The organism is Nostoc sp. C052, assembly GCF_013393905.1.
Classification (GTDB): Bacteria; Cyanobacteriota; Cyanobacteriia; order Cyanobacteriales; family Nostocaceae; genus Nostoc.
This window is the reverse complement of sequence record NZ_CP040272.1, coordinates 7,501,923-7,515,297: the sequence shown is the minus strand read 5'-3', so window position 1 is coordinate 7,515,297 and position 13,375 is coordinate 7,501,923. Positions and strand designations below refer to the sequence as shown.

Annotated in this window: 6 protein-coding genes and 1 pseudogene; 1 reads left to right on the top strand and 6 read right to left on the bottom strand. The window is 43.1% G+C overall.

What is annotated here, in order from left to right; genetic code table 11:
- Window positions 1–75: 75 nt before the first annotated feature.
- From FD723_RS30960 to FD723_RS30945, 4 genes and pseudogenes are all read right to left on the bottom strand, one after another.
- Window positions 76–2,556, bottom strand: coding sequence for an ATP-binding protein (locus FD723_RS30960; protein WP_179068760.1), 2,481 nt, complete (start codon window positions 2,554–2,556; stop codon window positions 76–78).
- A gap of 134 nt (window positions 2,557–2,690) precedes the next feature.
- Window positions 2,691–4,136, bottom strand: a complete 1,446-nt coding sequence (locus FD723_RS30955) for an ABC transporter substrate-binding protein (RefSeq protein WP_179068759.1) — start codon at window positions 4,134–4,136, stop codon at window positions 2,691–2,693.
- 12 nt (window positions 4,137–4,148) lie between these two features.
- Window positions 4,149–4,370 carry a hypothetical protein gene (locus FD723_RS30950; RefSeq protein ID WP_179068758.1) on the bottom strand — a complete coding sequence of 74 codons (222 nt, stop codon included), beginning with the start codon at window positions 4,368–4,370 and terminating at the stop codon, window positions 4,149–4,151.
- Between the two features lie 287 nt (window positions 4,371–4,657).
- Window positions 4,658–7,366: pseudogene (locus FD723_RS30945) on the bottom strand (calcium-binding protein); the annotation flags it as partial.
- A gap of 1,220 nt (window positions 7,367–8,586) precedes the next feature.
- Between FD723_RS30945 and FD723_RS30935 the strand changes: the two are divergent.
- A complete protein-coding gene (locus tag FD723_RS30935; protein WP_179064888.1) occupies window positions 8,587–9,465 on the top strand; it encodes an IS982 family transposase in 879 nt (292 codons plus the stop codon).
- Window positions 9,466–9,598: 133 nt separating this feature from the next.
- On the opposite strand, the gene FD723_RS30930 is transcribed toward FD723_RS30935, so the two are convergent.
- Together FD723_RS30930 and FD723_RS30925 are read right to left on the bottom strand one after the other, a co-directional pair.
- Window positions 9,599–9,871 carry a hypothetical protein gene (locus FD723_RS30930; RefSeq protein ID WP_179068755.1) on the bottom strand — a complete coding sequence of 91 codons (273 nt, stop codon included), beginning with the start codon at window positions 9,869–9,871 and terminating at the stop codon, window positions 9,599–9,601.
- Window positions 9,872–9,907: 36 nt separating this feature from the next.
- Entirely contained in the window at window positions 9,908–13,363 is a 3,456-nt protein-coding gene (locus tag FD723_RS30925) for a DUF6519 domain-containing protein (protein ID WP_179068754.1), read from the bottom strand.
- Between the last annotated feature and the right edge of the window lie 12 nt (window positions 13,364–13,375).

Genomic DNA, 13,375 nt, shown 5'->3' with positions numbered 1-13,375 from the left:
CAGTACATAGCTGAAACCTGATTTTCTCGTTGCATTCGATCCAAATCAGATTAAAATTAACTTAATAAAAACTTTTTACCGTTGTGTTAAATCAATAACCTTATCAATCCGAAAGTTATTAACCCAATCAGACAGAGTGTTTGCCAAAAGAGCAGATTCTTCAGGAATTTGCTCAAGCAGTCTAAAAATGAGCTTTTCATCGGTACACAGTGCCGCTTGGTGTAGCTGTTTCACCCACTCAGTAGGCATCCGATCTAAAATCTTTTCTAATGAGAAAAGTTTCAGGTCTGAATTGTCTGCAAATTGGTCTTGTTGAATGGGTTCTTGTTCATATACATAACGCACCCCCAAATATTTAGACATCATATTCAAGATTACTTCCTCTCGGAACGGCTTACGCACAAAATCGTTACAGCCTGACGATAAAACCACAAGCCGTTCCTCGTCAAAAGCACTAGCAGTTAGAGCAATAATGACAGTAGCCTGACCCTTTAAATGCGTTTTAATCTGCTTAGTTGCTTCATACCCATCCATCACAGGCATCCGCATATCCATCCAAATCAGGTGTGGTTCCCAGGTTTCCCAAAGGGTTATTCCTTCTTGACCATTTGCAGCCTGATATACCTCAAAGCCAAGGGATATTAGCATCTTGACTAGGAGTTGGCGATTTTCCCATTTATCTTCAACTACTAAAATTCGGTATTTTGGTTGATTAGGCTCTAGACTAATTACTCGTCTTTTTAACTGTCGAATCGGAGCTTCACCTACTTCTACGAGGCTAACCTGGAGATCAAAAGAAAAAATCGTTCCTTGATCCAAAACACTGTTAACAGTAATACTTCCACCCATTAGATACACAAATTGTTGACTAATGCTTAGACCCAAACCTGTTCCTTGCTGAGATTTCCGACCTGTTTCTGTTTGCACAAAGGGCTTAAATAACTGTTCAATTTCAGCAGGTGCAATCCCTAATCCAGTGTCTTCGACTTCAAAATTAAGCCAGAAAAATGAGGGGTGAGAGCTTTTTCTTGTTTCTTCCTCTTCTTGTTGCTGTAGTTTACTTTCTTCTTTTATCCTCACTCGCAAACTAACACCGCCTTCTTGAGTAAATTTCACAGCATTACCAAGAAGATTAATCAATATTTGACGCAATTTACTTTCATCGGTATGCACATATTTAGGAACTTCTGGTCTCCGCTCAAATATCATCTGTAAACCTTTAGATTTTGCTTTGAGTTTAAACATCTCTTCAATTGAGTCTAGTAGAGTATACAAATCAAAGCTATTATTGTTCAGTGTCGTTAAACCAGACTCAATTTTTGACATTGACAACACATTATTAATCAAGGTCAGCAAATGTTCTCCACTGCGATTAATAATTTCTAAATGTTCCAACTGAGAAGAATTTATAAAAGAATCACGAATCATTAACTGAGTAAAACCAAGGATGCTATTCAGGGGAGTCCGAAGTTCGTGACTCATGTTTGCCAGAAATTCACTTTTGGCACGGTTGGCAGTTTCAGCTTCTTTAGCTTTTATCTCCAATCTCTGGCTATAATTCTCTAACTGTTCGCCAGAGATTTTTAACTGCCGCGTTAGCCAAGACACTCCAATCAATAGAAATCCCATTGATAAGAATCCCACTAACATAATCGTTCCTGCTAATCGGCGAGCCGGTGCAAAGGCTTCTTCTTGGCTCATTTCTACCATTAAGGCAAGGTCTTGGTCATTAAGCCAGCGATATACCCCAATTACTAGCACTCCGCTATAGTTTGGATAAAGTCCTTGGTCACTAATGCCACTCATTGCTGCATCAATACCTTGGCTACTAACTCCTTTAGAAAAGTCGAGTGTTTTATCTTTATTTTTAGAAATAAAAGCATTTTTGGTTACTAAAGAACCAACCAAATAAGTTTCGCCACTATTACCTAAGCCTGTACGTTCTCGTACAATCTGATCTATACGATCTAAATTTAAATCAGCTAAGAGAACACCTTGGCGTACCATTGCGCCATCACGTAGAGGTGTTGCAAAAGTAACTGATGGTTTGCGAGTGATTGATGAGACATAGAAAATGGGGGCAAAAGAATTTCCTGGTTGAATCTGTTCAATATAGGTGATATTAGCTGAAATTTCATATTGACCTTCACGCTGCTTATTAGTAGATAAAATAATCCGACTGCTACGGTCAACAAGAGAAATTTCTCCCAGACTTGGCTTGATTTTAGCCATATTTTTGAGATAATTCGAGAGAACTTTATAAGCATTCCGACGATCTTTATCGGAGGCTTTAGAATTTAAAAGTATTTGAAAATTATTTTGTACATCTGGAAACTGAATAACTAAGAGAAAGTCTCGTTGTTGGTCTTCAAACCAACGGGTAATTTCTTCTTCTTTAAGAGTGGCAGCAGCATTAAGTTTTTCAAAAGCAGCTTCCTTCAATGCATCCCTTGCATTGATGAAAGCAAATCCTCCCACTACGCCTACAGTTACTAAAGATAGGAATAAGAAGGAACTGGCAACTTTAGTAGTTAAGTGCTGATTCCAAAACTTCATATATTTTTAATTTTAAAGATATTTATAAGAAGAATTCAGAACTCAGGAGTCAGAATTCAGTATTCAGTATGAATTCTGTATGAATTGATGCAGATAGATTACTCCTTTAGTTAATATATATAAATAATTATTGATTACCATTGAGCAAAAATTTGCTTTATCTGCTTAATTGCCTCATTAGTTGCTTGCTCTGGAGAAATTTTGTCTACAATTATTCGATTAAGAGCTTTCCCCCAAATATTCTCCTCTAAAACTACACTGTATGCTGGGTTTTGCACATAAGAAAATAGCCGCGTTGAACCTTGTGTTAAAGTCTTAACCGCAGTTGAAACATGTGGATCGGTTGGATCTTGCCAAAATGGGTCTTGCCAAAGTGTTTTTATAATTGGTAAATTACAGCCTCCAGCAGCTTTCAGATACTTACCTATCACCTGTGATTGCATAAGATATGCAAGAAAATTCAAAGCTTGTTTCTGTTGCTGAGAATCGGCAAACAAAATTGCCTGCCTAAGTGTCACTATATAACGCATTGGCTTACCGTTGGGTTTGTTGGGAAATTTTAAGATGCCAAGCTTATGACGATAAGTGTCGGGATCTTGGCGGACAGTACAAGGAATTGATAGTGTGTTGTTAGGAGTCATTACTACTAGACGATTAAGCAAACTGCGATTATTATCTGGATTTAACCAATTGATTGCATCTGGTGGCACATAACCTTGTTGGTAAAATTTTGCATACCAATCTAACGCCTGGACAATTTTTTGTCTGACCTTTTGTTCATCGAGTAGGAGTTTACCTTTGAAATCGAGAATTTGCACATCGTATGCCTCTAAAATATGCTCAAAAAAGATGTAGGTATCTGAGGCTTCAGTAGAGAAAGTAAAACCTAATCCATAAATATCCTGTTTTTGCAGCTTTGTTCGCAAGTCAGACTGCACCTGTTTCCAAAACTCCCAAAAACCATCCCAATCTTTGGGGATATCACTTTCACTACGGCCTATTTTTTCTAGTAAGTCCCGCCAATAAAAAATGTTAACCGTTGCCTGGTTAATTGGAACTGCATAGTAACTGCGCTTTTTTGCAACATTATTATAATAATTAACAGCTTGTAGAGCATACTCAGGATAAAGATTCTTGATCGGCTCAATTACATCCGTTACATCCGCCAGTTTGCCTTCCCAGGCCAAATGCGGATTCAAGACTCTCTCTGCGCCGTAACTCATCATGATATCGGGTGGATTACCCGCCTGAATGGCCCTACGGGCTTTCTGGGGTAACTCATCGCCGATATAGAAGGAAAGCTTGACTTTATTACCAGTTTGTTTTTCCCAGTTGCTCACCAACTGCTGGATTGCTTCATCTTCATCGATAGTAAATCCTTTATCCCACCAAATTTTTAAAATTGTATTGTCAGTAGGGGGATGGATGGCTGAAGATTGTTTTAATTTAGAGGTGTTAGTGCAGGCAATAATTATCAAACTGAGTGTCAAGACGATGAACACATATTTGCGATAATAGTGAGATTGTGGCTGATTTTGAAAGGCTTTAGCAATTTGACTAGCTTTTTTTTTAAATGTCATATTTGTAAAAGCTCACTGCCATTGGTCAAAAATTTGCTTAATCGGTGCGATCGCCTCATTAGTTGCTTGCTCTAGAGAAATTTGCTCTACAACAATCCGATTGAGCGCTTCGTCCTCTTCTAAATTGGAACCTTTATCCCACCAAATCCTTAAATCTGTACTTTCACTGGATAATTTATTGACTGCGGAAGGGGATGAGTTAAGCCATGCCTGGGTTGAGCTACGCATACGCATAACCATATCTTGTATTTAAGCCAAAGTCCAAACGCAGACACGATCTGGTATTGAAAAATCAAATGCAAGGTGCTTTTGTAAGCACCTTGCAAACCATACCTAGTAGTTCGCCAAGTGAACTTGGCGGGGTAAAGGGTAAGGGGGAAGGTGGGGTCCCCTCTGGGGATAAGGGGCGGGGGGAAAGGGTTTAAATCTCTTACCCTTTTCCCTTTCCCCTTTCCCCAGTCCTCACAAGCGCATTTTTGGGTTGGCAGACTACTAGAGAGATATAAGAAGGTTAATCAAGATTAAACGACCACAAAATTGTTTTTAGTTAGTGACAATCCAGCTGATAGTTGTGCAAATTTTACTTGACCAAATCCACCTGCACTACCATCCTGGTCAAAGAACAATGCACCTGTAATATTGTCATAGATAAATCGTTGATTGCTTGTCGTTGCAGATGTTCCCAGTGTAAATTGACTTGTCTGAAGTGAACCTATTGATAACCCACCACCAAAACCAGTAGACGATACCTGAATAAATTCATTACTGGCTTTGAAGTCATAAATACGATCCAAACCTTCATGGTAACTATTAAAGGCAAAGGTATCAATTCCATCTCCTCCATAGAGGGTGTCATTACCGTTGCCACCTGTGAGGATATCATTGCCAACACCACCATAAAGTATGTTATTGCCTAATGCTCTATATGCGGAGAGAGTATCATTGCCATCTCCCCCAAAGAGCAGATTATTACCTGTTGAATAATCAACAATTAATTTATCGGCACCAGCGCCACCGTTGAGGGTATTATTGCCTGACGTTCTGCGATAAATTCCTTCGCCATCGTTGCCGTTGTTGTCGTACTGGTAGCCAGAGGCAGATAGATAATCATTGCCATTATCTCCAGATAGCACATTAGCGCCTGATGAAAAGTCAACATTCAAGTTATCGTCACCATTACCACCGCTTAGGGTGTTATTGCCAGTGGTGTTATAAAAAGATCCTCCAAAGCCGTAGCCATAGCTAGAACCAGAGAGAGAATCGTTGCCATCGCCCCCTGAAAGCAGATTAGCACCTCGTGAATAGTCAACATTTAAGCGATCGTTACCAATGCCACCATTGAGGGTATTATTGCCTGAGGTGTTATCAAACCTGTAGCCCTCAAAATCAGAGGCAAAGAGAGAATCATTGCCATCGCCACCATCCAGTAGGTTATTGCCTGTTGAAATGTTAGCACTCAAGTAATCGTCACCAGCGCCACCCTTGAGGGTGTTATTACCACTGGCAAGATTGATGGAGAGATGATCGTTGTTATCACCACCATCTAGTAAGTTATCACCTGTTGAAAAGAAAGCACTCAAGCTATCGTTACCAGCGCCACCGTAGAGGGTATTATTACCAGACACTACAGGGTCGTAGTAGCCACCGGAGACGGAGAGAGAATCATTACCATTGCCACCATCCAGTAGATTATCGCCTGCTGAACCGTCAGCAATCAAGCGATCGTCACCAGCACCACCCTTGAGGGTGTTATTACCAGACACTATATTGCCATCGTAGTCACCTAAAGCGGAGAGAGTATCATTGCCATCGCCACCATCCAGTAGATTATTGCCTGATGAGGAGTCAACATTCAAATAATCGTTACCAATACCACCATTGAGGGTATTGTCCCCCGCATCACCCCGCAACGAGTCATTACCAGCACCACCATCGAGGAAGTCATTGCCTGTATCACCAAGGAGTGTATCATTAAGAACACCACCAGTCAGGGTATCATTACCAATGCCACCATTAAGCAAGTTATTGCCTGTCGAACCACTAGCATTCAAGTAATCATTACCAGCGCCACCGTTGAGGGTGTTATTGCCTAACGAGCGAGAGTCGTATGTGATGGAGAGGTCACGCATTTCATACGGATCGTTATCGGGAGTGTAGCTGTAGTAGCCAGAGATGTCGAGAGTATCATTGCCATCGCCACCATTGAGCAGGTTATTGCCTGCTGAACCGCTAGCACTCAAGTTATCATCACCAGCGCCGCCGTTGAGAGTATTATTGCCTGACGAGCGAGAGTCGTCATCAAAGTAGGCATTTCCTTGGTAGTAGCCAGAGATGGAAAGAGTATCATTACCATCATCCCCATTGAGTAGGTTATTACCTGTTGAACCGCTAGCATTCAAGTAATCATTACCAGCGCCTCCATTGAGGGTGTTTTTGCCTGAAGAGCGGAGATCCTCGCCATCTGGGTAGTCAGTGTACTGGTGGCCAGAGACGGAGAGAGAATCATTGCCATCGCCCCCAATGAGCAGGTTATTGCCTGTTGAACTGTTAGCGCTCAAGTTATCGTCACCAGTTCCACCGTTAAGAGTATTATTGCCTGCACCACCAATGAGAGTATCATTCCCCGCACCACCCCTCAAAAGGTCGTTGCCACTCTTACCATCGATTTTGTCATCTCCCCCCTGACCATTAATAACATCATCTGAATTGTCTAAACCGACAATGTTATTGTTGAGGTCATTGAAGAAAGTCACTGTATTCTTAGTGCCCAAACTAGTATTAGTGGAGTTGGCATCAAGGACATCAAAACTGTCGGTGATACTAGTTTGCCCATCAAACAAGATATTGCCAATAGCTGATGTTGTACCAGAAGCTTTCAGATTCTCTAAGTTTTCTAGTTTGAAGTTTTTTAGGATAACTTTGGCACCAGCCACCCCTTCAAAGGTAATTTCCAGATTGCTACCATTCTGGGTAAGCAACAGATTTCGGGCATTCAAGCCAGCACCAATGAATTTGATGGTATCTACTTCAGCAATGACTGCTGCTGTCGGGTTTACTCCTTTACCTATGCCACCAAAATCAGTGATAGTATCAGTACCGTCGCCCAAGTTGTAAACAAATTGATCCCTCCCACCACCACCAGTCAGGATGTCATCACCCTTTTTAGCTGTGATGATATCGTTGCTTGCTTGACCTGTAATTGTGTCTGTGCTGTTGGTTCCATTGATATTTGCCATAACTTTATATCTCAACTAAATCAATTTTTTCAGTAATTTTTAAGCTCTCAGCACTGACTCAGTGCTATTTTAAAGCACAAGAATTCGCCGATAATTAATGCTTTCGGAATACTTTTATGTCACCCTTTAGGGACAATAATTTTTCTCGAAAATCCACTTTGTTGACCGGCTTACAGGCAGCACTTGTCTAAGTATCAAATCTTACTCGCTGTCCAAATTCATGACCGTATAAATGAACAGAAAAGAAATAGGTAGTTTTAGGCTTTTTATAACCATTCTTGATAGAACAGCGTAGCCCAAACCCAGAATTGCAGAAGAAACCTCGCCAAATCAAGCTGAAATGCACGAAATTATACAATACCTTGAAAAGGCGCTACAATACGGCGTAAATAAACCACCCATTTAAAATAGCCAGAAAGCTTACAAAATAAGCATTCTTTCTTTTTACTTTTGCCTTCTTGTACTAGTCTTACTGTCTTGAAAATAGGGAACAATTAACTCTCGACAGGGAAAGCGATTTTTATACCTTAGTTGTGAACTATTGCCCGTGGGTATGTGACTTAAAAATAGGGAACATCTAAATAACCTGATACTAACTAAATACTGAATATTTATTTAGATGTCTATAGCTAAAGAACTATCTTTGCATACTCTTTACATTATATACCAAGAAATGTATTTGCTAATAGCGTGTTCTTCATATTTTTAGAGTTTATAGTCGAGAATTTCCAGACAATGGCAGCCACACAGAAATTTGAGAGGAGACTTTCAAGGCAGCAAATGGGAATACTCAAACTTTTCTTTTTCAATGCTGCGATGCTTGGGTTGGGCTACAATCGGAGCAAGTGGATACGCCTACGTATAGTGATGCATTATGTCTCAACAGGAATGGCTATATATTTAGACATCTCCGAAAAAGAATGTATAGACGTAGCACTGCTACGTCTATACAAGGATTCTAGATAACAGCATATTTAATTTATGGAGATGTGTATTACCAAAAATCCGAACGCAGACATGATCTGACTTACCCAAAAAAAACTTGCAACCCATCCGCACTATGCTGAGAATGAAGGAACTAGACTCAATATCTATTCTTTAGATATCTCCAAAAATTAATTATGCGTTTCACGAAATCCTTAGTAACCTGAGTTCGGGATAAGGAAAGGGACAGGTAGTAAGCTGAAAATAACGTCAAATCCAGCACCTGTCCTATGTTTAGTTTAGAATTTTTGTTCTGTCATGTAGATGATTTTTGTAAGGCGTTTGAAAGCCAATGGCACAAAAAGCTGTTGGTACATGGAGGAATAAGACGGATTCGGGCTAGAAGTCTGTGTTTGAGTGAAATAATGACGATACTGATTGCATTTCATCAAAATCACTACCGGAATTTCAAGCATTTTTATTTGAATCATGTCAAACAGCAATGGAGTTGTGCTTTTCCGGGACTTCCGAGTTATCAACGATTCATTGAATGGATACCATCAACCTTGATACCTTTGTGCGTTTACCTGAAGCATTGTTTTGGACGGTGTACGGGTATCGGTTTTATCGATTCAACATGTCTGAAGGTCTGCCATAATCGTCGGATTTCTCGGCATAAGGTTTTTGAAGGTTTAGCCTCTCGTGGAAAGACTTCTGTGGATTGGTTTTTCGGGTTTAAGCTTCATCTTGTCGTCAATGAACTTGGTCAACTCTTAAATGTGGTTCTTACTCCTGGTAATATTGATGACCGTCAACCAGTTCCTGATTTACTCAGTGATCTGTTTGGCAAAATATTTGGCGATCGCGGATATGTCTCTCAAAAACTGGCTTCTCAACTTTTGCAAGAGTTCGGCATTAAATTTTTTGCCAAACCCCGTCGCAACATGAGAAACCATCTGATGCATCTCCATGACAAGCTCTTATCCCGTAAACGCTCCATTATTGAGACTATTAACGATCAACTCAAGAATATTTCTCAAATCGAACATTCTAGACACCGAAGCCCTGTTAATTTCTGCGTTAACGTTCTGTGCGGATTAATCGCTTATTGCCATCAACCTAAGAAACCCAGCCTTCAGATGGAATGGCTTTTACCTCAATCTGCTTAACCCGAACTCAGGTTTAGTAGGTAAAATTTATGTAGACGCGGAGCAGCTTCCCGCAGGGTATTGTCCCTACACACACATAAGTCGCACATTGAGTTAAGTTATGAATTCCATCCGTTTATGAACGGCTCTTTTTTCAGTCGCGGTGTGCTTGAACTTCTTGAGCAAGTCGGGCGATCGCCTCTGTATATTGTCGAATTTCCTCATCGTAGCGACGGTTAGCGGCTTCCTTGGCTTGATTGATGGCATGGAGCTGTTGTTGATGCTGGGTGAGCAACGCTTGCTTGTCTTGGAGCGATGCCTCGGTAGACTGCGTTTGGGGATGGCTCAACTGGGTCATCTGGTGCTGTACCTGTTGGAGGAAAGTAGCTTGCGCGTTCAACATATCATCAAGTGTTCTAATTTCCATAAAAATCTCCTGTTAAAACTATTAAACTTAGCATCATCAAACAACGGCATTGATGTCACCCAATGCAGGTGACGGTGGCACAAACCGAGTAGTAAGGGAGGGTTGTGCATCAAAATCATCGGTGGTTAGGTTGCCAATATAGACTGCCTTTACATGGTAATTGAAATAGAAGGAATGACGGGTTTTAGGTGTTTCTTTAATGTGGTTGCCCATGATAATCAGGTGCTTACCTGCAATAAAAACGTTTGCTGCATTGGAGACGGCTGTGAATGCGGCTAGGTTACCTAAATGTTGGCTAACGTTATTGCTGAAGGTCACTTGTTCAAAAGCGATCGCATTATTATCATCTTCACGAAGTCGGACACCATAAATTTGTACGAGGGCTGATAACCCTAAGCCCGCAAAAAGATTATCGGTGAGGGTGGCGATGCCGATTGGGGTTTGTGGAGCGTCGCAGGTAATAGGCTGGAAGGGTGGAATCAGACCTAAGGCTCGATGTTCTTTGCTGGGATTGAGTTGGTTGAGTCGGTTTAAGTCGGTGTAGCCGACAGCATTGTGGCTGATGCGACAGAATGGCACTGCGATCGCCGCCATTCCCCAAGTTGCTTCGGGATTTGACCGCTTCGGATCATCCCGATCTAAGCCAATGTTGAAGACTTCGCAGGATTCGATGCACAGGTCAGTTAAGCTGTTGAGGATGGCAATTCCTGAGCCGATCAGGGAATTGACCGAGAGGTAGCCGCAGTAGGTGACGCGATTGTGGGCGAGGCGGGTAGATTCTAAAAGTCCAGATCCAATTAAGCCAGTGATCGCCATATTTTCTATAACATTGTGAGACACTTCTAATGCCACCTCCCCAACCGCCAGAATGCCAAATTTGCCTGTGTTGAGTCGATTGTTTAGCAGTCGATTTCCCGAACCCAGGTTAGGGACAGTGCCCAGGAGCAAGATCCCAGTTTGGGCATTTTGGATCTGGTTGCCTGCTATGGTGGCGTTTTTGCTACTAGCAAGGGCGATCGCCACTGAGAGTGGTGTGTCAGGTGTAATTTCAATTTGATTATCGAGGATTTCTATGCCCTCCATTGCCAATACACCAATACCACTGAGTTGCCCCAACAGAGTATTGTGGCGAATCACACTGGAATTGGTGGCGATGCGCGTTGGAGTTTGTAGCGGTGCCAGAAAAATGGCAACAGGAATGAATTGAGGTGCAGAGGCAACAGTGTCGAACAGGGAATTGCTGGAGCGACCGAGAATTTGAGCAGTGAGTGTGTTGTTTTCAATCTGGGTGAAGGCATCAGAGGCTCGAATCCCGCCGTAAATGACGTTGTTTAGATTCAGGTCATTCTCAGCGATCCGGCAATTTTTGGCTTTAACAATGATGCCGTAAAGATAGGGTTCAGTGCCGATGCGGAGGGCGCCGACAAGGGGATGATCGACGGGGAATTGCTCGGGCGATCGCCGCAGAATTTGGTTGCCGACAATCTGAGAGTTATCCGCTTGTTCGCCTACATTCACTCCTACCCAGTAGTTTTCAATTCTATTACGCTCAATGCGGCAATACTGTCCGTTGCTGCCTCGAAAGGCTCCAGTGGTCAAGGTGTTAAGATTGATATTGATGCCGACCCAGCCCAATGGCACAATTGAATCGCCTTGGGCAAAGGTTGGGGCATTTAACTCGTTCTGGACAATTTCTACAGCGGCGCAACCTTCCGTCCAGATGCCAACCAAAAGTAAGTTCAACTGATTGGCTAAAATTTTAGACTGGCTGCTGTTCATCGCAATGATGCCAATCGCGGGGGTCGGCGCAACTACTGCTACGCGAGTGGGGGGAGTGGTTACGGGGGCGATCGCCAGTTGGCATTGGGTCAGTGTCAGATGGCGACAATTGTTGAACGAGACGATACCCAAATCGAGTAGTTCGGTGATCGGTTGGTTACTGCCTACTGTTTCAAATTGAATCTGTTCCACAGTGATGTCGGTAATGGGCTGTTGCAGTGTCCCAACGATCGCCAAGGCATTGATCCCGTTCGAGCGCACGACTTTGGCTCCCAAATTCGCGCCTTGCAGGGTCACATGGGAGCGTTCGATGCGAATGGCTTGGGTAATGGTATGGATGCCTGTTTTCAGACAGACACAACCGCCTGTGGCAGGCAACAGATTGATTGCGGCTTGAATATCCTCGCCGGGATGCACCACGACACAGCAGCTTTCACCTGCATCAATTTCAGTCAGGGGGGGGAAAATCGGGCGGCAGTCTTGCAGCTTCAGTTGTTCACCACTGAGTTGGGCGATCGCTAACCGGCAGTAGTGATGCTGAATGCCAAAGGGCGACTGCGGCAAGGAATTGCCCGAGCCATCGACTAGCCACTCAATTTGTCCGGTGGCAGTTCGCGCTGGAATCAGCCAGTAGTCTCCGGGGCGAAAGCTGCCACTGTCAAATTGCACAGAAATGCCGCCTTCTAAAGCCATTGATGTATTAGGAGTTACCGGAATTCCGGTCGCCGTTGCGGCGGCTCCAGTCTGATCCCAGCGCCGCAGCTTCGGATGGCGAGTGGGATCAATGCCAGTGGGTGCGGTTTCCATTGTCAGCACTTGTCCGGCTGAGTCAATGTCTAAAATTCTGATGAGCTGTCCAGATTGACCACTCAGTTCTAAGCGATCGTCGATAATTTCAACCCATTGCCCGATCGCAAATCCTAGCACTTCATCCGGGCCGATATCCTGTACCGTTACCTGCACACCGCTGATGCCTTGGACGGCAGTGACGACAGAACCATTATCTCGTGACCATTTGAAGGTAAGGCTGGGATTCGTTTGATGGACTTCCACCCGGTAAAGCTGATTTTCGAGGCGTTGATAGCCCGCAGTCGGCGGAATTAAACAAGGATTATCGGTATTGATGGGCAAAGCTGTCTGGGCGGTGAGTTTACCAGTGCTGCCCGCGATCAGCTTTTCCCAATCGGTGAATGAACTATCGCAATTGATGTCTACGGGTGGATCGGTGGACGGAATGGGTAACACCTTCACCTGCCAAACAGTCTTGAGCCTTGTAGCGGTGTCTGGGCCACCCAGTGCCACTTCGCGGATCTGAGGATCATCTAATGCGGTTAAATGACGTTGCCAAACATCGAGATAGATGATTCCAGCGATCGCGTTCGATAGGCTGTCTAATGCATTGGGAGGATCTGGAAAATCGGGTTGTTGCTCATAAGTCACCGTTACTTCATTTTGGCAGAGAATGCCATCTACGTAATATCGTCCCTGACCAATGGACAACTGCGTTCCCGATGCTGCGATCGCAAACCCTGGATTATTCTTGGGCGCACCGCACCGACCGATGACATCGATCGCCTCTGTTTCAATGCGAAATGATTCGAGTGCTTGCTGTTCGTTCCAATCTGCATCGACTTGAACTCGCCCTTGTTGCATCAGCACAGCGCTGTAATGCTTTTTAGGATCAAATGTTTGACGGCTAAAATCACCTTTCATTATTGACTCCTG